The following is a 20,350-nucleotide window of genomic DNA, read 5'->3' on the forward strand; positions in this document are numbered from 1 at the left end:
CACGCGGCGGATCCGCTGGCAGCAACGGCGCCAGAAGCGCCCACTCGTCATCGGTCAGCTCATGCCGTCGAGACACGCCAATCTATCTACCAAAACCCGCCCCGAAGATCCACGAGACACGCCCTAGATCGACGTCCATCAGACACCCTACCCTTCGTCACATGAATATCCGTCGATCGAGCTTGGCGCGGCCCACCCTGGCCTACCTCGCCCTCACCGCCACTCTGCTCACCACGGCCTGCACCGACGACGGCGCCGACGACGCCGCGCCCCCGGCGAGCTCGGCCGCACCCAGCCCGACCGGAGGCGGCCCCACGGCCACCGCCACGGCCCCGACCGCCGCGCCCGGCTGGCTGAACGACCCGGCGCAGGCGAAGGCGGAGGGCAGGGTGGGCGCGGGCGGGAACTGCGGGATACCCGGCAGCTTCGGCCGTGCCGACAAGTGGAGCCCCCCCCCAGGCGCCCCGGCCAGCCGGTGGCGGGCTGTCGTGCCGCCGCCCGCCACCGGCTGACCGTGGCCTCAGACGCGGGTGATGCGGATCGCGTCGGCCACGACGTACCCGGTCCCGCTGGTCCACCGGCTCACGCCCACCTTGTCACCGTCGCCGGCGGCCAGCGTGAACACGCCGAGTGACACCCACTGGCCCCCGTTGACGCGCTGGTTGACGCGAACAGACTGGTTGCCGCCGGTGGTGGCCACGATGTACGGGGTCGAGTCGTTGTATCCGGAGTTGGCCGGGTACCAGACCGAGACCTCGTAGCTCGCGGTCGCCGGCAGGTCCGCCTTGTACCAGGCGACGTCGCTGGCCGAGACCGGGTTGGCGAATCGGTAGTCGGGCCCCATCCGCTGGCTGGAGTAGGTCGAGGTGCCCCAGTTCGCGCTCGCCGTGAACCGGCCCGTGGCGGAGTTGTCGACCGTGACGCTGAACGCCGGCGGTGGCGTGGTGCCGGTCGACACGTCCAGGTAGTCACGGTCGATGTAGATCCGCACGCCGCCCCAGGTTTCGTAGCTGTCACCGGTGTACTGGTGGATGCGCTGGTGGTTGGCGTAGTACGCGTCCGGGCAGTAGTCGCCCGCGTCGGTGTCCGCCACGCCGTTCCACCAGCCGAAGAAGAGATGGTCGACGCGGGTGTAGCGGGAGTCGTTGTACGCGCCGCACAGGTCCCGGACACCGGAGGAGCCGCTGGAGTACATGCCGGACAGGTAGCCGAGCGCGTGCAGCCGTTCGGTCCAGCCGGACAGGTACGACAGCACCGCGGCCCTGCAGGACTCACTCGACGGGTAGTGCTCGATGTCGCTGTAGATCGCGCTTCCGGCGGGGATGCCCAGCGCCTGGGCGGCGGTCACCGCGCTGGTGGCCCGGGCGGCGCCCTGGCTCCTGGCCGTCGCCGGGTCGTACGACATCTTGGGCGTGCGGGTGCCGCACGGGGCCTGGTAGTCCAGCTCGATGGGGATCAGGCGCCAGCCGTTGTTGGTCTGGTTGGTCACCCAGGTCGCGGTCAGGTTGGGCTGGGCGCAGGAGCGGCTGGAGCCGCTGATGTAGACGCCGACCGCGCGGTAGGGCGAGCTGGCGCGCCACGCGTCCATGGTCGACTGGGACGGGGCGGTGCACGTGTCGAAGCCCTTGCCGGTGTACGTGCCCGGCTGCGGCCCGGCCGCCGCCATCGTCACCGGGGCGGACGTCGGCGCCGGCTGAACGGTGTCCAGGGATACCGGGGTGGCGTCCCGGCCGAGGCTGGCGGTGGCCAGGACCCGGCGGACCGCCGCTTCGGTGTCCCTGTTGTGCACGGCCGTGACCAGTACGCCCGCGTCGCGGACCGCGACCTGGATGGCGTCGTCGCGGGACGTCAGCCTGTCCGTGGTCGCCCTGCCCCTGGCGGTGACGGCGGTGTCCGCGGTGAGGCGGTCGGTGGCGACGGCGTCGATCGGCTCGATGATCAGTCCTGCCGTGCGCCCGACCGGGTCGGTGGGGCACCACGGCTCGTCACCGGGGCGGCCCAGGTAGACGGCGGGACGGTCGAACCGGACGCATGCGTGTGGATCGGCGGACAGGTCGACGACCTGCCAGTCGGCGGGTATCACCACGCGGTAGCCGTGGTAGCTGATGGCCCTGCTGTCCCCGGGGGTCGCCGAGGCCGGTGTGGCCACCAGCGCCCAGGCGACGACGGCGGCCGCCACGCCGGCCATGACCTGTTTCGTCTTCATCGGAGCCTCTCGTCGTCAATTTCTTTCGCTCAGGGCGTACCCGTTCGAGCTTTCCTACCATTGACGAGCGTCGTTAGCCAGAGGCCGGGCGACACACCCGCCCAGCCGATGGGCGAGGGGCCCGGCGGGTGGCCGGCGCCGTGATCGACTCCATGGCGGCGACATGAGCGCATCCGCGTCTCGACTCTTCGAGATCTTGGCGAAAATCGGCCCCCGGAGGGGCCGATTTTCACCAAGATCTCCGGCCGACCCGCCAGGCCGGCTGGCGGCGCGGGGCCGCCAGCCGGCGGGTCAGCAGAACCAGCCGTCCTGGACCCAGCCGCGACGGTTGATGTACCCGTAGGCGAAGCCGTAGACGTAGCCGCCGCTGCGGGGCCCCTCGACGAGGAACGTCTGCCCCCGGTAGAGGGTGCCCGTCCAGGCGCCGTTCGGGTCGGTGCGGACGTAGAGGGTCTCGGCGCACACCGTCTCGCGTTCGCCGATCGTGCCGTAGGCGGCCTGCGCCTGCGCCGGGAGGGCGAGGGCTCCCGCCGCCGAGGCGGCGGCCAGCGCCGCGACGACGCGACGGGCTCTCCGGGTCACCATGAGTCGTACCCCCCGATGCACTCGATGCGCATGTAGCCCCAGTCGTTGGGACCGAAGTCGAAGGTCGCGGCCCACCCGTTGTACACCGGGTGCACGTTCGGCGTGTGTCCGATCTTGTCGCCGTACGGCAGCACACGCTTGAGGCCGTACGGACCGCTGGCGGAGTTGTAGTTGGCGTAGAAGCTGGCGCTCTGGCAGATGTTGATGGCGTGCCGGGGCACCACCGTCTCGGCCTGGGCGGCGGTGCCGGCCAGCGGGGCCAGGAGGATTCCGGCGCCGAGCGCGGCGGCCAGGCGCGGTGACGATCGAGGCATATGTCCCTCACCAGGTCTCGGATGAGCGGACACGCTACCAGAAACTTCGACAGTAGTCGATATATCCGGCCCTGCGGCAACCGATCAGGAATCGAGAAGCGCAGGTCACGGCGCCGGAGCTAGCGTGGCGAGACGCACCGGGTCGATCGCGACCCACGACCTCAGGAGTGACATGACCGGCTCTTCCACCCAGGGAATCAGGACCGTGCTGCATCCCGTTTCCGACCTGGCGACGGCCAAGGAGATGTACGCCGCCCTGCTCGGCGTACCGCCGCAGACCGACGGGCCCTACTACGTCGGCTTCGAGGCCGGCGGCCAGCACATCGGGCTGGTGCCGGGCGGCGGGCCGCAGGGCATGACCGCACCGGTGGCCTACTGGCACGTGCCGGACCTGGAGGCGAAGCTGGCCGAGGTGACCGCCGCGGGCGCCACCGTGCGGGAACCCGCACGCGACGTCGGCGACGGCCGTCTGGTGGCCACCGTCACCGACCCCGACGGCAACGTCCTCGGACTGCTTCAGGACCGGTGAGCGCCGACTGTCGGTGAGCCTGGCGCCCCGGCCGGGCGCGCCACCCCGGCCGCCACCGCCGATCAGGTAGACAGGGGGCCGGCGCCGCGACCGCGCCGAGGAGAAGAACCAGACACACCGCTCGAAGCCGGTCAGATCGAGGCAGGCGACGCCGACGGGGACCGCGAAGGCGGCACCGGCCGACAAAGGAGACACGATGAGCACGGCCACGAGGACGGACACGCAGCCGCCTGCGCTGCACGCCGCCGACAGCCACGACCTGATCCGCGTACTCGGTGCGCGCGAGAACAACCTCAAGGACGTCAGCGTCGAGATCCCGAAGCGCCGCCTCACGGTGTTCACCGGCGTCTCCGGCTCGGGCAAGAGCTCGCTGGTGTTCGGCACGATCGCGGCGGAGTCGCAGCGGCTGATCAACGAGACCTACAGCGCCTTCGTGCAGGGCTTCATGCCGACGCTGACCCGGCCCGAGGTCGACGTGCTCGAAGGGCTGACGACCGCGATCATCGTCGACCAGGAGCGGATGGGTGCCAACCCCCGCTCCACCGTCGGCACGGCCACCGACGCCAACGCGATGCTGCGCATCCTCTTCAGCCGGCTCGGGGAGCCACACATCGGCCCGCCCAACGCGTACTCGTTCAACGTCCCCTCGGTGAAGGCCAGCGGCGCGATCACCGTCGAGCGCGGCGCCGGCAGGACGAAGACCGAGAAGGCCACCTTCACCCGCCTCGGCGGCATGTGTCCGCGCTGCGAGGGCATGGGCTCGGTCACCGACTTCGACCTGTCCGCGCTGTACGACGACAGCCTGTCGCTCAACGAGGGCGCGCTCACGGTCCCCGGCTACAGCATGGACGGGTGGTACGGCCGCATCTTCCGCGGCTGCGGCTTCTTCGATCCGGACAAGCCGATCCGCAAGTACACGAAGAAGGAGTTGCACGACCTGCTCCACAAGGAGCCGACCAAGGTCAAGGTCGACGGCATCAACCTCACCTACGAGGGGCTGATCCCGAAGATCCAGAAGTCCATGCTCGCCAAGGACCCGGAGGCGATGCAGCCGCACATCCGCGCCTTCGTGGAGCGGGCGATCACCTTCACGACCTGCCCCGACTGCGGCGGCACCCGGCTCAGCGAGGCGGCCCGGTCGTCGAGGATCAGGGGCATCAACATCGCCGACGCCTGCGCGATGCAGATCAGCGACCTGGCCCGATGGGTCCGCGGCCTCGCCGAGCCGTCGGTGGCGCCGCTGCTCACCACGCTGCAACAGACGCTCGACTCGTTCGTGGAGATCGGGCTCGGCTACCTCAGCCTCGACCGCCCGTCGGGCACGCTGTCGGGCGGCGAGGCGCAGCGCACCAAGATGATCCGCCACCTCGGGTCGTCGCTCACCGACGTCACCTACGTCTTCGACGAGCCGACGATCGGGCTGCACCCGCACGACATCCAGCAGATGAACGACCTGCTGCTGCGGCTGCGGGACAAGGGGAACACGGTGCTCGTGGTGGAGCACAAGCCGGAGACGATCGCGATCGCCGACCACGTCGTCGATCTCGGCCCGCGCGCCGGCACCGAGGGCGGCGAGGTGGTGTTCGAGGGCACCGTCGAGGGGCTCCGGGCCAGTGGCACGCTCACCGGCCGGCACCTGGACGACCGCGCCTCGCTGAAGCCGTCGGTGCGGACGCCGTCGGGGGCGCTGCAGGTACGCGGCGCCAGCACCCACAACCTGCGGGGCGTCGACGTCGACATCCCGCTCGGCGTGCTGGTCGTCGTCACCGGGGTGGCGGGCTCGGGCAAGAGCTCACTGATCCACGGCTCGGTGTCCGGGCGGGACGGGGTGGTGTCGATCGACCAGGGTGCGATCCGCGGCTCGCGTCGGAGCAACCCGGCGACGTACACCGGACTGCTCGACCCGATCCGCAAGGCGTTCGCGAAGGCCAACGGCGTGAAGCCGGCACTGTTCAGCGCCAACTCCGAGGGCGCGTGCCCGACCTGCAACGGTGCCGGCGTCATCTACACCGACCTGGCGATGATGGCCGGCATCGCCACCATCTGCGAGGAGTGCGAGGGGAAGCGGTTCCAGGCATCGGTGCTGGAGTACCACCTCGGCGGCCGCGACATCAGCGAGGTGCTCGCGATGTCGGTGACCGAGGCCGAGGAGTTCTTCGGCGCCGGCGAGGCGCGCACGCCGGCGGCCCACGCCATCCTCGGCCGGCTCGCCGACGTCGGCCTCGGCTACCTCAGCCTCGGCCAGCCGCTCACCACGCTCTCCGGCGGCGAGCGGCAGCGACTCAAGCTGGCCACCCACATGGCCGAGAAGGCCGGCGTCTACGTCCTCGACGAGCCGACCACCGGCCTGCACCTCGCGGACGTCGCGCATCTGCTCGGCCTGCTCGACCGGCTCGTCGACTCCGGCAGGTCGGTCATCGTCATCGAGCACCACCAGGCGGTCATGGCGCACGCCGACTGGATCATCGACCTCGGCCCCGGCGCCGGCCACGACGGCGGCCAGGTCGTCTTCGAGGGCGCCCCCGCCGACCTCGTCGCCGCCCGCTCCACCCTCACCGGCGAGCACCTCGCGGCCTACGTCGGCAGCTGACCGGGATCCCCACGGGCACCGTGGGACGCGTCCTCCCGTCCCGCGGGACCGGCGGCGGCACCGCGGGCGCGCGGGGCGGGTCCACTGGGTCGAGCGGGCGCGCACGTGGCAGGATTTCGCAGGTGACCAGCAGATTCGGGGCGGAGCAACGCCTGAGCGACCTCGTCCGGCTGCGCCGCGTCCGCGACCGGATCGACCGGGAGTACGCGCAGCCGCTGGACGTCGAGGCGCTCGCCCGTGGCGTGCACATGTCGGCCGGGCACCTCAGCCGCGAGTTCCGGCGCGCCTACGGTGAGTCGCCGTACGCCTACGTGATGACGCGGCGCGTGGAGCGCGCGATGGCGCTGCTGCGCCGTGGCGACCTCAGCGTCACGCAGGTCTGTTTCGCGGTCGGCTTCTCGTCGCTGGGCACCTTCAGCACCCGCTTCACCGAGCTCGTCGGGGTGCCGCCCAGCACCTACCGGCGCGAGGCGGCGCGCGCGACGGCGGGGATGCCGTCGTGCGTGGCGAAACAGGTGACCAGACCCGTCAGAAATCGGGAAGCGGTCACGGATCCCCAACTAGGGTGACCGGCATGAAGATCACCATTCACGCGAGCTTCCTCCCGCAGGACGACCCGGACGCCGCCCTGGCCTTCTATCGCGACGCCCTCGGCTTCGAGGTCCGCAACGACGTCGGGTACGGCGGGATGCGCTGGATCACCGTCGGCCCCGCCGATCAGCCCGGCACGTCCATCGTCCTGCACCCGCCGGCCGCCGACCCCGGCGTCACCGACGACGAGCGCCGCACCATCGTCGAGATGATGGCCAAGGGCACCTACGCCGGCATCCTCCTGGCGACCGCCGACCTCGACAGCACCTTCGCCCGGCTGCGGGCCAGCGGCGCCGAGGTCGTCCAGGAGCCGATCGAGCAGCCGTACGGCGTTCGCGACTGCGCCTTCCGCGATCCCGCGGGCAACCTGGTCCGCATCCAGGAACTGCGCTGAGCCGTCCGGCGATCGGGGCCACCGTCACCCGCGGCGTGACCTGGCGACGCCGGCGGCGACGAACCGTGCCAGCGGCAGCGCGACGAGTACCAGCAGCCCGCCGCCCGGCGAGGCGAACGCGACCAGGGTCGCGACCGCCAACGTCGCCGACAGGGCCACCGGCTGCAGCAGCGCCGGCGACCTCCGCGGCTCGTTCGGCGCGCGCAGCCCGGGGTGCCTGCGGACCCACCAGGTCTGGGCGAGCGCGATCAGGCTGACGACGAGCAGGTTGCTGAGGTAGAAGACGGCGGAGTCGGCGCGCAGCCGGGTCTCGACGAACAGCCGTGCGGTGGGGAACGGCAGGAAGACCACCGCCAGCAGCCAGCCGGTGTTGAGCAGGAGCAGCGGCTCGTCGTAGTCGACGAGCCGCTCGTACAACTGCCGGTGGGTGTGCCAGAACAGTGCGATGGCCAGGAACGACACCGCGAAGGAGAGGATGTCGCCCAGGTGCCGGGCGATCAGGTCGGCCACGGACTGCCGGGCGGTGCTGGCGTCGGCGAGGTCGACGAGGGGAAGCACCAGCGCGGTCAGGGCGATGGCCACGATCGCGTCGGTGAGGTTGATGGTCCGCTGCAGCGTACGGTCCCTGCGCCGGTCGTCGTCGGGGCGCCGGCGCGGGCCGGCTCCGACCGAATCGTCGTCCATGCCCTGATTGTGACGACCGAGTCGGCTCCGTCGGGCCGGGCGGGAAATCCGGGCCGGGGCAGTTGAGGGCGCCGGGGGCTGGTGCCGCCCGACCCCGTGGCGGTCAGCCATAGGGCCGCGTTATGGATCCTTTGCTATATCCATCGCCATAGATGGCGCTTGTAGGCTCCGTCCTAATGGTTCGGACCGACTCCCACCGGGACCCCGCCCGTGGGAGCGGCCAGAGCAAGGGAGGACCGGGAGATGACACTCCCCCACACCAGCCGCCGCCGGCTGGCCGCCTTCGGCGTCTTCACCGCCTCGGCCATGGCCGCCGCCATGATCGGCGGCCCGGCCAGCGCGGCCCCGGCCAGCGGTGAGATCCTGCACGCCGACGGCGCCGCCGCGGTCCCGGGCAGCTACATCGTGGTGCTCAAGGACAGCGCCGTCGGCGGTCGGGCGGGCACCCAGGAGGCCGCCGTGGCCGCCTCGGCCCGGAGCCTCGCCGCCCGCTACAACGCCACCCTCGGCCACGTGTACGGCACGGCGCTCAACGGCTTCGAGGCGCGGCTGTCGGAGCAGGCCGCCAAGCGGCTCGCCGCCGACCCGTCGGTGGCCTACGTCGAGCAGAACCAGACCGTGCAGGCGACCGCGACCCAGACCAACCCGCCGTGGGGCCTGGACCGGATCGACCAGCCGAACCGCCCGCTGTCGGCCACCTACAACTACACCACCACCGGCAGCGGCGTCACCGCGTACATCATCGACACCGGCATCCGGACCACCCACACCCAGTTCGGCGGCCGGGCCGTCGACGGCTACGACGCGATCGACGGCGCCCTGCCCGCCGCCGACTGCAACGGCCACGGCACCCACGTCGCCGGCACCGTCGGCGGCTCGACGTACGGCGTCGCCAAGAGCGTCCGGCTGATCGCCGTGCGCGTGCTCAACTGCTCCGGCAGCGGCACCTGGGCGCAGGTCATCGCCGGCGTCAACTGGGTGACCTCGCACCACCAGGCCGGCCAGCCGGCGGTGGCGAACATGAGCCTCGGCGGCGGCCTCACCAGTTCCCTGAACACCGCCGTGGCCAACTCGATCGCCGACGGCGTCAGCTACGCGGTGGCCGCCGGCAACAACGGCGCCAACGCCTGCAACTACTCGCCGGCCTCCGTCTCGACGGCGATCACCGTCGGCGCGACGGACAGCACCGACACCCGGGCGAGCTGGTCCAACTACGGCTCCTGCCTGGACATCTTCGCCCCCGGCGTGAGCGTCCTGTCGGCCTGGTACACCAGCGACACCGCCACCAACACCATCAGCGGCACCTCGATGGCCTCGCCGCACGTGGCCGGCGTGGTCGCCCGCGTGCTGCAGAGCAACCCCACCTGGTCGCCGGCCACGGTGCACTCCCACATCGTCTCCACCGCCACCGCCGGCGTGGTAATCAACCCGGGCACCGGCTCGCCGAACCGCCTGCTGTACCGCTCCCCCTCACTCTGATCCGATGACGATCCGCCGGCCCCGGGGCGACCACACCCCGGGGCCGGTCCCGTTCGAGAGGACCGGACCATGCTCGCTCCTGGTATCCGGCGCCGGCGGACGCTGGCGCTCGCCCTCGGGGCCGCCCTCACGGTCGGCGCCGCCCTGACCGCCGGCCCGCTCCCGGCCGCTGCGTCGGGCCAGATCCGGCACGCCGACGGCCCCACCGCCGTGCCGGGCAGCTACATCGTGGTGCTGCGCGACGGCGTGACCGCCGGCACCGCCTCGGTCGCCGCCACGGCCGACCGCCTCACCGGCAGGTTCGGCGGCACCCACGGCCACGTCTACGACGCCGCCATCCGGGGCTTCGAGGCCCGGCTGTCGGAGCCGGCCGCCCGCCGGCTGGCCGCCGACCCGGCCGTGGCGTACGTCGAACAGAACCACCTGGCCCCGCTGGCCGCCGGCGTGCAGCTCGACCCGCCGTCCTGGGGTCTGGACCGCATCGACCAGCGCTTCCTGCCGCTGGACCAGCGGTACGCCTACCCGAACACCGCGCCCGACGTGCGCGCCTACGTCGTCGACACCGGCATCCGGGCCACCCACGTCGACTTCCAGGGCTCCGTGGGCGGAGGGTACGACGCCGTCGACGGCGCCCTGCCCGCCGCCGACTGCAACGGCCACGGCACCCACCTCGCCGGTACGGTCGGCGGCCACCTGCACGGCGTGGCCAAGGACGTCCGGCTGGTCCCGGTGCGGGTGCTCGACTGCTTCGGCAGCGGCAGCTACGCCCAGGTCATCGCCGGGGTGGACTGGGTGACCCGGAACGCGGTCAAGCCGGCGGTGGCGCTCACGGGCGTCGGCGGCGGCGCCAGCACGGCGCTCGACTCGGCGATCACCAACTCGATCAACTCGGGCATCACCTGGGTCGTCGTCGCGGGCAGCTCGAACAGCAACGCCTGCAACTTCTCCCCCGCGCGGGTGCCGGCCGCGCTCACCGTGGCCGGCACCGGGCCGACCGACGCCCGGATGGGCTCCGGCAACTACGGCTCCTGCCTCGACCTGTTCGCCCCCGGCCAGGGCATCACCTCGACCTGGAACACCAGCGACACCGCGACCAACACGATCAGCGGCACCTCGATGGCCGCCGCCCACGTCGCCGGCTGCGTCGCGATGGTGCTCTCGGCGCACCCGACCTGGACACCCTCCCAGGTGGTCGCCCACCTCCTGGCCAACGCCACCACCGGCGTGGTGGGCAACCCGGGCACCGGCTCGCCCAACCGGCTGCTCTACTGCGGCACCGTCTGACACCCGCCGCCCCGGCGCCGTCTCCGACGGTGCCGGGGCGCGTACCGGCCCAAAGCTGGCGGCCCCCTCGCCGCGCGTGCCGGGCCGACCGCCGGCGCAACCGTCTGGGTCGCGGCCAACGTCCACGGCGGCGAGAAGAGCGGCACCGACGCGGCCTGCGGGTCGACGTGGACGGCGGCAGTCCGGTGGGGTCGGGTCGCCCGGCCGAGGACTTCGTGTTCAACAACGGTGATCCGATCCTGAGTCCGAGCAGCACCGGCGCCAACGTGCTGCGGTACCCGACCGGCGACACGTTCTGGTCCAACGGCTACACCGTGCACGCCGACGCCCTGAAGGGCAGTGTCGCGTTGGTGGAGGAGCCGACCGGGGCCGGCCGGGCGGTGCTGTTCGCGTTCAACCCGCTGTTCCGGGCGTACAACGAGAACGGGCTGCACCTGGTGGCCAACGCGCTGCTGGCCGCGACGACCGGCGCGGCGGCGCGCACCCCCGCGCCGCGGCAGGCGGGCGAGGTCGATCCGGCCCGCTCCGCCGCGGCGGCCGCGCCCGTGCCGGACGACCTGGGCGGCCAGTGGCGGCCGATCACCATCGAGGTGGCCGCCGGGGACCTCGCCCGCACCGAGGCCGTGGTCGACCGGTTCACGAACGCCGCCCGGGTCTCCGTGGCGGACGGCTCGGCGTACCTGGTGATCCCGAACCCGGACGGCCTGCTGGTCGACGAGCACCCGTTCCTGGGCGACTTCGTGCGCGCCCTGCGGGCCGAGCAGGTCCCGCTGCGCTCCGTGGTGGGGTGACGACCGGGGTTCCGGCGGGCCGCTGCCGGGTGGTCTCCACCGCCCACCGCAAGATCCGCGCAGTTTCACGGGAAGTGTGGCCTGGCGCCGCGCCGAGGCCGCATTTTCCGGGAAACTGTCCGGATCTCGGGGCGGCCCCACGCCTCCGGGCCCGCCGCCGGTACCCGAACCTGCGGATCGTGCACCTGTCCAGCCGCACCTACGGCGACTACGCCAACGCCACCCGCGGCAAGGGCGCCTACGAGCAGGCGTTCGCCGTCAAGTGGCTGATCGAGGACCAGATCGCCGGCGATCCGCGGCTCGCGTACGCCGGCACCGGCGCCCCCGCGCCGTGGCTGGCCTGGGGCCCCTACCTGTGGGCGGACGGCCTCGGCGCCGACGACGCGATCGGCGGCGTTCCGGGACGCAGCGACGGCCTCGAGTGGTCCTGCGCCGACTACGAGGGCGACGGCGTCCACCCCAGCCCCTCCGGTGAAGCCAAGGTCGCCCGGGCCCTGGCCGCGTTCTACAAGAACGACGCCACCGCGGCACCCTGGTTCCGCCGGAGCTGACCACCGCCGGCGGGGCGGCTCACCCGGGCGCCCCGCCGGCCCGCCGCACCGGCACCGGCCCCTGCGCCGCCCCCAGGTCCCGGACGTGCCGCAGGGCCGGCTTCCCGCTCAGCAGCACCTCCCCCACTGGGGTGAACCCGGTACGCCGCAGGACCGTCAGCGAGGCCGGGTTCGACAGCGCCGCCTCGGCGGTCAGCCGGCGCAGCCCGTACGCGTCGCGGGCCAACTCGCAGACGCGGCGGACGCCCTCGGTCGCCAGCCCGCGCCCGGCGGCCCGCTCGGCCACCCGGTAGCCCAGCCCGGCGTGGCCGTCGACGGCGTCCACCAGGTTGAACCTGCCCAGCACCTCCCCCTCGTCGTCCAGCAGCACGTGGAAGTGGCACAGGCCGGCGGCCTGCTCCGCCAGCAGCGCGGCGTGCCGCCCGTCGAACCCGGCGAAGTAGGCGTCGCCCCGGTCCGGCACCGACCGCGCGAAGTACGCCCGGTTCTCCCGCTCGAAGCGGAGCAGGGCCGGGGCGTGGTGTTCGGCGAGGCGGTGCAGCTCGGGCATCCCGCCACCCTAGGGCGGGCGTCCACGCAACGGGAACTGGCTCGCCCACCGGGGGCCGGGTCCTGGGACGATCGGATCCGCGAGTCCGGCACGCGGGAAGGCGGTAGCGCAGCATGGGAAAGACGTACGAGCACATCACCGGGCGACTGCGCGACTTCATCGGGGCGCAGCCGATGTTCTTCACGGCGACCGCGCCGCTCGCCGCCACCGGCACGATCAACCTGTCGCCCAAGGGGCTGGCGGGCTCCTGGGCCGTCCTGGACGAGCTCACCGTGGCGTACCTCGACTTCGCCGGCAGCAACGCCGAGACCATCGCGCACCTGCGCGAGAACGGCCGGATCACGCTGATGTGGTGCGCCTTCCAGGGTCCGCCGAACATCGTGCGGGTGCACGGCCGCGGCGAGCCGGTGTTCCGCGACGACCCCCGGTGGGCGGAACTGATCACCCACTTCCCCGCCGTCGACACCGGCTCGCACGGGCTGCGGGCGATCATCGTGGTCCGTGCGGAGCTGATCCGGGACACCTGCGGCTACGCCGTCCCCCTCATGTCGTACGACGAGGACCGCGACCTGCACGCGAGGCGGTTCGCGCGGGAGACCGACGACTCGCTCAGCGACTACTTCGCGGGGAAGGAACACGTCGCCACCAGCATCGACGGGTTGCCGGGCCTGCCCCTCCCGCTGCCCCCGACACCGCCAGCCTCCCCGGGCGGGGAGGCTGGCGGTCGGAGACTGCCCGACGGGGAGACCCGGGTATCGAGCTGATCAGAGGTAGTTGAACACCGGAGGGAAGACCAGGACCACGATCCAGGCCCAGACCGCGTACACCGGGAGGTAGTTGGTCTGCCAGCGCTCCAGCGCGGCGAACGGCTTGTGCCCGCGGACGAAACCCAGCACCAGCCATGCCGACCAGGCCAGGTTGGCCAGCAGGACGACGTTCTCCCCGAGCGCCGCCGCCTTGTTGGGGGTGGTGCCGTACTCGGTGATGCGTCCGGTGATCTCCACCAGCACCAGCACGTCGATGGCCAGCGCGCTGAGCACCAGGGCGAACTGCAGTTTGTCGAACAGGCCGGGCGGGGCCAGCGGGTCGCGGGCCGACATCGAGTAGAGCAGCAGCCCGAGCACCACCACCAGCAGGAGGTCGAACAGGATCAGCGCCTCCCGTTCGACGTCGATGCCGGCGCGCGTCCAGGCGTAGGCGACGAGGAAGGCCAGCAGCGCCGCGGTGAACAGCGGCGTGAACAGCCGCGTGAGGACCGGGGCGATGTTCTCGACGACACTCTGCTTGGCCTCGACGAGCCATCCGGCCACCACCGTCGCGGCGGCGGCCCCGCAGGGAACCAGCCACTGCGAGACGAAGCCCTCCGGGGAGATCCCGATGGCCTCGAAGGTCTGAAACGTGAACGCGGTCAGCACGCCGCCGCCGAGGGCGATGAGGACGTAGTAGACGAACCACTCGCCGGTGAAGCGGATGAAGTCCATACGTCGTCGGGACGAGCGCAGGTCGTCGGCGACATAGGCCAGCCCGACCACGAGCCACAGCGCGATGGGCAGATGGATGCTGGTCAGGACCACCGACTGGGAGTCCTCCGCGAGCGGGTAGGCGTTGGCGGCGACGGCGCCGAGCGCGAACAACGCGAACAGCACCCCGATCACCGCCCTCGTGGCACGACGGCGCCAGGCCAGGAAGGCCGCCAGCCAGGGCAGCGCGAGCAGGCCCGCGTTGGGGCCGTAGAACGCGGCGTCGTCCTGCAGGCTCATCCCGAACAGCTCGGGCACCTTGACGGACGCGGCCGCGCCCACCGCGCAGACGACCATCGCGGTGAGGTCGCGCCGCGACCGGGAATCCGCCGCCGGGTTGTCGGTCTCGCCGGTCAGCACCAGTTGCTTCCACAACCGCTCCGAGTGCTCCCGGGCGAACTCGCGGGACAGCTCGTCCAGGCTGCCCATGCGTTTGACCGCGACCAGGAACGCCTCGTCGGGGCGCAGGCCGGCGGCGACGAGCTCGTCGACGGAGCCCCGCAGATGATCTTCGAGTTCCTCGGTGTCGGGCCGCCGCAGCTCTCGGCGGCGCTGCACGTAGTGGCGCCACTGCGCGAACTGGGCCTCCAGCTCGTCCTGGCCGTCCTGCGCCGTCATGCCTGGCCCCCCATCGGGATCGCTCCGAACGGCCTGAAGTCGCCGGAGCCGACCCAGATCTCCTTGAGCGTGGCCACGACCGTGTCCCACTGGCGGCGTTGCTCCGCGAGCTCCGCCAGGCCCGTGTCGGTGATGCGGTAGTACTTGCGTCGGCGCTCGCCGGTCACCGACTGCCAGCTCGACTCCACGTAGCCGAGGCGCTCGAGCCGGTGCAGCAGCGGGTAGAGCAGCCCCTCGGTCCAGTCCAGCTCTCCACCCGACAGCTCGTTGATCCGTCTCAAAATGGCGTAGCCGTAGCTCTCCCCCTCGGCCAGGATGCCCAACACCATCGGTGTCGCCGAGGCGGCCACGAGATCCTTCGCGACCCTCACCAGACCTCCCCCACATTCCATACCCTAGAACTGCCATGCATAGTACTACTAGGTATCGGCGTGACGCCAGGGCCCCGGTGAGCGGATGGAGAGCTCCTCGATCGTCGTCACGGCCGGTCACCAGCGGCCGGCATGGCCAGGACGACGAGGCCCAGCGCGAGGACGACCAGGCCGCACCACGAGACGACCGGCAGGCGCTCACCGAGGACCGTGACGCCCAGGGCCGCCGCGACGGCGGGCTCGGCGAGGGTCAGCGAGGTGGCCACCGACGCGGAGGTGCGGCGCAGGCCGTACCCGAAGAGCCGGTACGCCAGATAGACGGTGACCAGGGCGAGGTACAGGGCGACCACGGCGCCGCGGGTGGTCCCGAGCCACCGCATGTCGACGAGCGGAACGAGCGGCAGGACCAGCACCCCGGCCGCACCGAACAGCACGCCCATCACCGCGTCGGAAGGGTGTCCGCGCGTGATGAGCCTGCCGCCGATCAGCGAGTAGGCGGCGTACGACAGTCCGGCGCACGCGGCGAGCGCCACGCCTGTCAGGTCCACGGGCGTAGCGCGCCCGGCAAGCTCTGGACCGAGCACCAGGAGGGCGCAGCCCAGCACGGCGGCCGCGGTCGCGCCGGTCCAGCGGGCGGTCGGCCTGGCCTGCCCGGTGAGCCAGGACAGCAGGCCGGCGAAGACGGGCGCGCTGCCCAGGGCGATCACGGTGGCCACCGCCACGCCGGTCCGGGCCACGGCAGGGTAGAAGGTCAGCGGATACCCGGCCACCGCCGGCGCGCCCAGGAGCAGCAGCCACCGCTCGGGGCCGGTGCAGGTGGCGGGCAACGAGCGGGCGCGCCGAGAGGTGAGGAAGAGCAGGATGCCGCCGAGGGTGAGACCGGCGCAGCCGACGGCTGCCGCCGACGCCCCGGATGGGGCCAGAGAACTCGCGGTTCCCGTCGTCCCCCACAGCACGGCTGAGGCGAGGATGGGCGCGGGGTCGCCGCGGAAAGGGCGCCGGCTGGCGGCGACCGGGCGGCTCAGGGTCGAAGAAACAGCGTGATTCAGCACGAACGTGGTCTTCCGTCGTTGGATGGGCCTGGACTCGATCCGAAACGGGCGCACCACGAGAGCTGACCCCACCGGAGGTCGGTGCGTGGGTCAGGGACGAACCGTCGTCGTGTGCGCCCGGTCAGGCGCTAAGCGGCGGCAGAACGACGTGCCAGTAGGTGTTCACCGGGCGATTTTAGCTGTCGGAAACACGAGTGCTGCGGGCGCCCTCGCCGCGTCGGCGGCACGCGGGTGTCAACGGGCTGTCACAGGAGACGCACAGATCCCCACGCGCGGTGACGTCCGGATGACGGCGGGTCCGCAGACTCGCTGCTGAGGCGAGCGGTATCCCGTGCAGCTCAATCCCCGTCCCACCAGGTCCATCGTCTCGCGCACGCCGTCGAAGGGGACTTCATGATCAGGACAATGGTCCGGATGCGCGCTCGCCCAGGGTGCGAACACGCCGTGGAATCCGCGTGGCGGGCGATCGCCGGGCAGGTCGGCGGCCTGGCCGGCAACCTGCGGCGGGAACTGCTCCAGGACGCGGGCGATCCGCGATCGTTCGTCGTCGTCACCGAGTGGGCCGACGAGTCCGCGCTACGCGACTACGAGAACGGGCCGGTCGCCGCGCGCCTCGCCGACGCCGTACGCCCACTGTGCGAGGCGCCCGCGCCGGACGACCGCCGCGCGATGCGCGACCCCGACGGCCACACCCCGTCGATGATCTTCGTCGACGTCGAGGTCACCGTCCCGGCGCCCCGGCGCGCCGAGTTCGAACGCGGGTACGCCGAGGTCACCGGGCGGATGGCGGGGGTGCCCGGGTACCTGCGCGAGGAGCTGCTGCGCTCCCCCGACTCGGACATCCACCACATCTTCGCCGAGTGGCGCAGCGAGGCGGAGTTCTACCGCTGGATCGGCAACCCGGCGCACGCGCAGGAGGAGGCCGGGCCGATCGCCCAGTTCCTCCTCAAGGACTTCCGGCGCCGCCTCTTCCACCCGGCGGCCCCGCCCGACGACAGCCGAGCAGAACCCAGTACGGGCAAGGAGATCGACGTGCACACGACAACGGACGTACTCATCGTCGGCGCGGGGCCCACCGGGTTGACCGCCGCCGTCGAGCTGGCCCGGCGCGGTGTCGACTGCCGGGTCGTCGAGAAGCTGGCCGTCCCGTCCGGGCAGGCCGACAAGGCGATCGGCATCCACTGCCGCACGATGGAGATCTGGGAGGACCAGGGCATCGTGCGGGACGCGATGAACACCGGGATCTGGCTGACCGGCAACATGGTGTTCGTCAACGGCGTCCAGACCCACCGGATGAGCTGGGAGCTGCCGGAGCTGCCGTACGCGCACCTGGGCCTGCCCCAGTACGAGACCGAGCGCCTGCTCACCGAGCGGCTGGCCACCCTCGGCGTGCGCCCCCGGCGGGGCGCCGAGCTGACCGCGTTCACCCAGGACGACGACGGCGTGCTGGCCACGCTCGCGCTGGCCGACGGCGGCACCGAGACGGTACGCGCGAAGTACCTCGTCGGCTGCGACGGCGCGCACAGCAGGGTCCGCGAGCTGCTCGGGCTGACGTTCACCGGCGGACTGGGCCGGTTCCCGCAGCTGTTCATGCTCGGCGACGTCGACGTGGACTGGGACATGCCGGAGGGCCACCTGCTGCGGTTCCTGCACGAGACAGACGGCCGGATGGACGGCATGCTGGTGTGCGTCCCGCTGCGCGGCGAGTCCCGGTACCGCATCGCCACCCTGGCCCCGCCCCGCTTCTTCGCCCAGACCGGCGGGCAGGACGCCCCGCCCGGATTCAGCGAGGAACTCGCCGCGCCCACCCTCGCCGACGTACAGGCCGCGCTGGACCACCTCGCCCCGCCCGGCACCCGCGCGTCGAACCTGCGCTGGTCGTCGGTGTTCCGGATCAGCCACGGCATCGTCGACCGGTACGGCGACGGACGGGTGTTCGTGGCCGGCGACGCGGCGCACCTGCACCCGCCGGCGGGCGGCCAGGGCATGAACACCGGCATCCAGGACGCCTGGAACCTCGCCTGGAAGCTCGCCCTCGCCGTCCGGGGCGTCGCCGCGCCGGGGCTGCTGGCCAGCTACGAGACCGAGCGGCGCCCGGAGGGCGAGGAGATCGTCGGGCGGGCGGTGCGGATGGCCTTCACCGAGGAACTGGACCGCGACGACCTGAAGCGGCAGTTCCTCCAGGAGATGGGCATGCTGCTCAGCTACTCCCGCAGCCCACTCGTCGGCGAGTCGCTGTCCGCCCCGGACGCCCTGCGCGACGGCCCCGGCCCCGGCGACCTCGCCCCCGACGTGGGCGGCCTGCAGCGGCGGGGCGTCGGCCACCCGCTGCGGCTGCGCGACCTGACCCGCGGCACCGGGCACACCCTGCTGGTGTACGCGGACCGTACGGCCGGCGAGGCGGAACTGACGGCCGTGGAGAAGCTGTGCGCCGACGCCCGCCAACTGGCCTGCGGGGAGATCGAGGCGTACCTGCTGGCCAGCCCGGACGCCCAGGTGCCGGCGATGCTCCACCCGCCGGTCGTGCGGGACGCCGCGGGCGGGTTCCGCGCGAGGTACGGCGCCTCCGGCAGCGCCCTGTACCTGATCCGCCCCGACGGGCACGTGGGTTTCCGCAGCCAGCCGATCGACGCCGACGCGCTGCGCAAGAACCTGCACCTGGTGTTCGGGGGTACGCGGTGACCGCCGTGCGGACCGTGCTCGCGATGCGCGCCAGGGAGGGCTGCGAGCAGCGGTTCGAGGCGGAGTGGCTGGCGGCGGCGGAGAAGATCCGCGGCCTGGACGGCTGCCTGCGCCAGGACCTGGTCCGTGACGCCGACGACCCGCGCAGCTACCTGATCATCAGCGACTGGGCCGACCGGGAGCGGCTGGACGCCTTCGGCCGCAGCGAGCACCGCGACCACCTGCTGCGGGTGATCCGCGACCTGCGCGAGTCGGCCCAGCGGAACACCTACCAGGTGCTGCACAGCGTCCGCAGCGAGGAGTCGTCATGACCGAGCCGGTTCTGCCCGCGTCCGAGTACTACACCGACGAGTTCGCCGTCGACCCCTACCCCACCTTCGCGGAGTTGCGGGAGAACGCGCCCGTCTGCCTGGTCAAGGGGCCGCGGTTCGACTCGTACCTGATCACCAGGTTCGACGACGCGAAGGCGGCGCTGACCGACCCCAGGCTGTCCAAGGACCTGTACGGGCCCGGCCAGCACTACCTGCGGATCTTCGGGCCGAACTCCGAGGCGCTGAACCGGAACATGCTCAACTCCGACCCGCCCGAGCACAGCCGGCTGCGGCGGATCGTGTCCCAGGCGTTCGCGCCGCGCCGCATCGAGGCGCTGCGCCCGCGCGTGGCCCAGATCGTGGACGACCTGCTCGACAAGGTCGTTCCGCGGGGCGAGGCCGAGCTGATGCACGACTTCGCTATCCCGCTGCCGATGAAGGTGATCTCCGAACTGCTCGGGATCCCGAGGGCGGACCACGACCAGGTCCTCGACTGGACGCAGGCGATCCGTACGTCCGGGTCGTCGAAGAACCCGGAGCGGGACCGGGCGGCCGTGCAGGAGGCACAGCTGCGGCTGTACCACTACCTCGCCGACTTCGTGCAGGCCAAGCGCGTGCGGCCCGCCGACGACATCGTCAGCGACCTGATCGTCGCCTGCGACCGGCAGGGAACGCTGTCGGAGTCCGAACTGGTCACCACCACTTTCCTGCTGCTGTTCGCCGGGCACCAGACCACCGCGGACTTCCTCGGCAACGCGACGGTGGCCCTGCTGACCAATCCCGACCAGCTCGCCCTGCTGCGCGCCGACCCGGAGCTGCTGCCGGCGGCGATCGAGGAGCTGCTCCGGTTCGACGGCCCGCTGCCGGTGGCCAGCCCCCGCATCGCCGCCGAGGACGTCGACTACCAGGGGGTACGCATCCCGCGCGGGTCCGTCGTCGGCGTGGTCATCAACTCGGCGAACCACGACCCGGCGCACTTCGCCGACCCGGACCGGCTGGACCTCACCCGCGAGCGCGGCCCGCACATCGGCTTCGGCCACGGCGTGCACTACTGCCTCGGGGTCTCGCTGGCCCGGATGGAGGCCCAGATCGGCATCTCGGCGCTGCTGCGCCGGCTGCCCGACCTGCGGCTGGCGGTGCCGGCCGAGGAACTGCGCCGGCTGCCGGCGGCGTCGCCGTTCCGCGGCCTGCTGGAGCTACCCGTCCGGTTCACCGCCTGAGCCCGTCCCCCGCTTCCCATCCCAGTCA

21 protein-coding genes are annotated in these 20,350 nt (G+C 72.3%); 13 read left to right on the top strand and 8 right to left on the bottom strand.

Annotated elements, in window-relative coordinates; genetic code table 11:
- Window positions 1-161 precede the first annotated feature (161 nt).
- Window positions 162-512: a hypothetical protein gene (locus ABGB16_RS20605; RefSeq protein WP_347669719.1), complete on the top strand. Its 351-nt coding sequence runs from the start codon at window positions 162-164 to the stop codon at window positions 510-512.
- A gap of 8 nt (window positions 513-520) precedes the next feature.
- Here the strand turns inward: ABGB16_RS20605 and ABGB16_RS20610 are convergent, their stop codons facing one another.
- The 3 genes from ABGB16_RS20610 to ABGB16_RS20620 form a co-directional block, all read right to left on the bottom strand.
- Window positions 521-2,206, bottom strand: a complete 1,686-nt coding sequence (locus ABGB16_RS20610; protein ID WP_347669720.1) for a glycoside hydrolase domain-containing protein — start codon at window positions 2,204-2,206, stop codon at window positions 521-523.
- 291 nt (window positions 2,207-2,497) lie between these two features.
- On the bottom strand, window positions 2,498-2,791 hold the full coding sequence (locus ABGB16_RS20615; protein WP_347669721.1) for a hypothetical protein: 294 nt from the start codon (window positions 2,789-2,791) through the stop codon (window positions 2,498-2,500).
- Window positions 2,785-3,105, bottom strand: a complete 321-nt coding sequence (locus tag ABGB16_RS20620) for a hypothetical protein (RefSeq protein WP_347669722.1) — start codon at window positions 3,103-3,105, stop codon at window positions 2,785-2,787. Before ABGB16_RS20620 ends, ABGB16_RS20615 begins: the two co-directional genes overlap by 7 nt.
- 172 nt (window positions 3,106-3,277) lie before the next feature.
- Here ABGB16_RS20620 and ABGB16_RS20625 point away from each other — a divergent pair, with 172 nt between their 5' ends.
- The 4 genes from ABGB16_RS20625 (at window position 3,278) to ABGB16_RS20640 (ending at window position 7,209) form a co-directional block, all read left to right on the top strand.
- The gene (locus ABGB16_RS20625) at window positions 3,278-3,634 is read left to right on the top strand and encodes a VOC family protein (protein ID WP_347669723.1); all 357 of its coding nucleotides are present in this window, start codon (window positions 3,278-3,280) and stop codon (window positions 3,632-3,634) included.
- A 196-nt stretch (window positions 3,635-3,830) separates the two neighbouring features.
- Window positions 3,831-6,224: an excinuclease ABC subunit UvrA gene (locus tag ABGB16_RS20630; protein WP_347669724.1), complete on the top strand. Its 2,394-nt coding sequence runs from the start codon at window positions 3,831-3,833 to the stop codon at window positions 6,222-6,224.
- A gap of 122 nt (window positions 6,225-6,346) precedes the next feature.
- Entirely contained in the window at window positions 6,347-6,793 is a 447-nt protein-coding gene (locus ABGB16_RS20635; protein WP_347669725.1) for a helix-turn-helix transcriptional regulator, read from the top strand.
- Between the two features lie 5 nt (window positions 6,794-6,798).
- Window positions 6,799-7,209, top strand: a complete 411-nt coding sequence (locus tag ABGB16_RS20640; RefSeq protein ID WP_347669726.1) for a VOC family protein — start codon at window positions 6,799-6,801, stop codon at window positions 7,207-7,209.
- A 24-nt stretch (window positions 7,210-7,233) separates the two neighbouring features.
- On the opposite strand, the gene ABGB16_RS20645 is transcribed toward ABGB16_RS20640, so the two are convergent.
- Complete coding sequence (locus tag ABGB16_RS20645) at window positions 7,234-7,893, bottom strand: TMEM175 family protein (RefSeq protein WP_347669727.1); 660 nt, start codon at window positions 7,891-7,893, stop codon at window positions 7,234-7,236.
- A gap of 243 nt (window positions 7,894-8,136) precedes the next feature.
- Between ABGB16_RS20645 and ABGB16_RS20650 the strand changes: the two genes are divergently transcribed.
- The 4 genes from ABGB16_RS20650 (at window position 8,137) to ABGB16_RS20665 (ending at window position 11,998) form a co-directional block, all read left to right on the top strand.
- On the top strand, window positions 8,137-9,372 hold the full coding sequence (locus ABGB16_RS20650) for a S8 family peptidase (protein ID WP_347669728.1): 1,236 nt from the start codon (window positions 8,137-8,139) through the stop codon (window positions 9,370-9,372).
- Between the two features lie 69 nt (window positions 9,373-9,441).
- Window positions 9,442-10,656: a S8 family peptidase gene (locus ABGB16_RS20655; protein ID WP_347669729.1), complete on the top strand. Its 1,215-nt coding sequence runs from the start codon at window positions 9,442-9,444 to the stop codon at window positions 10,654-10,656.
- A gap of 185 nt (window positions 10,657-10,841) precedes the next feature.
- Window positions 10,842-11,447 (top strand): hypothetical protein, encoded by a 606-nt coding sequence (locus ABGB16_RS20660; protein WP_347669730.1) that lies wholly within the window; start codon window positions 10,842-10,844, stop codon window positions 11,445-11,447.
- 179 nt (window positions 11,448-11,626) lie between these two features.
- Window positions 11,627-11,998: a hypothetical protein gene (locus ABGB16_RS20665; RefSeq protein ID WP_347669731.1), complete on the top strand. Its 372-nt coding sequence runs from the start codon at window positions 11,627-11,629 to the stop codon at window positions 11,996-11,998.
- Window positions 11,999-12,017: 19 nt separating this feature from the next.
- Here the strand turns inward: ABGB16_RS20665 and ABGB16_RS20670 are convergent, their stop codons facing one another.
- A complete protein-coding gene (locus ABGB16_RS20670; protein WP_347669732.1) occupies window positions 12,018-12,548 on the bottom strand; it encodes a GNAT family N-acetyltransferase in 531 nt (176 codons plus the stop codon).
- A 113-nt stretch (window positions 12,549-12,661) separates the two neighbouring features.
- Between ABGB16_RS20670 and ABGB16_RS20675 the strand changes: the two genes are divergently transcribed.
- Entirely contained in the window at window positions 12,662-13,312 is a 651-nt protein-coding gene (locus ABGB16_RS20675) for a pyridoxamine 5'-phosphate oxidase family protein (RefSeq protein WP_347669733.1), read from the top strand.
- On the opposite strand, the gene ABGB16_RS20680 is transcribed toward ABGB16_RS20675, so the two are convergent.
- The 3 genes from ABGB16_RS20680 to ABGB16_RS20690 form a co-directional block, all read right to left on the bottom strand.
- Entirely contained in the window at window positions 13,313-14,686 is a 1,374-nt protein-coding gene (locus ABGB16_RS20680) for a permease prefix domain 1-containing protein (protein ID WP_347669734.1), read from the bottom strand.
- Window positions 14,683-15,057, bottom strand: a complete 375-nt coding sequence (locus ABGB16_RS20685) for a PadR family transcriptional regulator (protein ID WP_347669735.1) — start codon at window positions 15,055-15,057, stop codon at window positions 14,683-14,685. The genes ABGB16_RS20680 and ABGB16_RS20685 overlap by 4 nt, the downstream gene beginning before the upstream one ends.
- Before the next feature lie 107 nt (window positions 15,058-15,164).
- Window positions 15,165-16,181: an EamA family transporter gene (locus ABGB16_RS20690; protein ID WP_347669736.1), complete on the bottom strand. Its 1,017-nt coding sequence runs from the start codon at window positions 16,179-16,181 to the stop codon at window positions 15,165-15,167.
- Window positions 16,182-16,514: 333 nt separating this feature from the next.
- Here ABGB16_RS20690 and ABGB16_RS20695 point away from each other — a divergent pair, with 333 nt between their 5' ends.
- The 3 genes from ABGB16_RS20695 to ABGB16_RS20705 are packed head-to-tail and all read left to right on the top strand — an operon-like array spanning window position 16,515 to window position 20,322.
- The gene (locus ABGB16_RS20695) at window positions 16,515-18,791 is read left to right on the top strand and encodes an FAD-dependent oxidoreductase (protein WP_347669770.1); all 2,277 of its coding nucleotides are present in this window, start codon (window positions 16,515-16,517) and stop codon (window positions 18,789-18,791) included.
- Window positions 18,788-19,102, top strand: a complete 315-nt coding sequence (locus ABGB16_RS20700; RefSeq protein ID WP_347669737.1) for an antibiotic biosynthesis monooxygenase family protein — start codon at window positions 18,788-18,790, stop codon at window positions 19,100-19,102. Before ABGB16_RS20695 ends, ABGB16_RS20700 begins: the two co-directional genes overlap by 4 nt.
- On the top strand, window positions 19,099-20,322 hold the full coding sequence (locus ABGB16_RS20705) for a cytochrome P450 (RefSeq protein WP_347669738.1): 1,224 nt from the start codon (window positions 19,099-19,101) through the stop codon (window positions 20,320-20,322). Before ABGB16_RS20700 ends, ABGB16_RS20705 begins: the two co-directional genes overlap by 4 nt.
- Window positions 20,323-20,350 lie beyond the last annotated feature (28 nt).

This window comes from Micromonospora sp. B11E3 (assembly GCF_039871625.1).
In the GTDB taxonomy this organism is placed as follows: Bacteria; Actinomycetota; Actinomycetes; order Mycobacteriales; family Micromonosporaceae; genus Micromonospora.

Coding starts and splice junctions, on each gene's coding strand:
- ABGB16_RS20605 (WP_347669719.1), top strand. CDS start 162: ATGAATATCCGTCGATCGAGCTTGGCGCGGCCCACCCTGGCCTACCTC.
- ABGB16_RS20610 (WP_347669720.1), bottom strand. CDS start 2,206: ATGAAGACGAAACAGGTCATGGCCGGCGTGGCGGCCGCCGTCGTCGCC.
- ABGB16_RS20615 (WP_347669721.1), bottom strand. CDS start 2,791: ATGGTGACCCGGAGAGCCCGTCGCGTCGTCGCGGCGCTGGCCGCCGCC.
- ABGB16_RS20620 (WP_347669722.1), bottom strand. CDS start 3,105: ATGCCTCGATCGTCACCGCGCCTGGCCGCCGCGCTCGGCGCCGGAATC.
- ABGB16_RS20625 (WP_347669723.1), top strand. CDS start 3,278: ATGACCGGCTCTTCCACCCAGGGAATCAGGACCGTGCTGCATCCCGTT.
- ABGB16_RS20630 (WP_347669724.1), top strand. CDS start 3,831: ATGAGCACGGCCACGAGGACGGACACGCAGCCGCCTGCGCTGCACGCC.
- ABGB16_RS20640 (WP_347669726.1), top strand. CDS start 6,799: ATGAAGATCACCATTCACGCGAGCTTCCTCCCGCAGGACGACCCGGAC.
- ABGB16_RS20645 (WP_347669727.1), bottom strand. CDS start 7,893: ATGGACGACGATTCGGTCGGAGCCGGCCCGCGCCGGCGCCCCGACGAC.
- ABGB16_RS20650 (WP_347669728.1), top strand. CDS start 8,137: ATGACACTCCCCCACACCAGCCGCCGCCGGCTGGCCGCCTTCGGCGTC.
- ABGB16_RS20655 (WP_347669729.1), top strand. CDS start 9,442: ATGCTCGCTCCTGGTATCCGGCGCCGGCGGACGCTGGCGCTCGCCCTC.
- ABGB16_RS20670 (WP_347669732.1), bottom strand. CDS start 12,548: ATGCCCGAGCTGCACCGCCTCGCCGAACACCACGCCCCGGCCCTGCTC.
- ABGB16_RS20675 (WP_347669733.1), top strand. CDS start 12,662: ATGGGAAAGACGTACGAGCACATCACCGGGCGACTGCGCGACTTCATC.
- ABGB16_RS20680 (WP_347669734.1), bottom strand. CDS start 14,686: ATGACGGCGCAGGACGGCCAGGACGAGCTGGAGGCCCAGTTCGCGCAG.
- ABGB16_RS20695 (WP_347669770.1), top strand. CDS start 16,515: ATGGTCCGGATGCGCGCTCGCCCAGGGTGCGAACACGCCGTGGAATCC.
- ABGB16_RS20705 (WP_347669738.1), top strand. CDS start 19,099: ATGACCGAGCCGGTTCTGCCCGCGTCCGAGTACTACACCGACGAGTTC.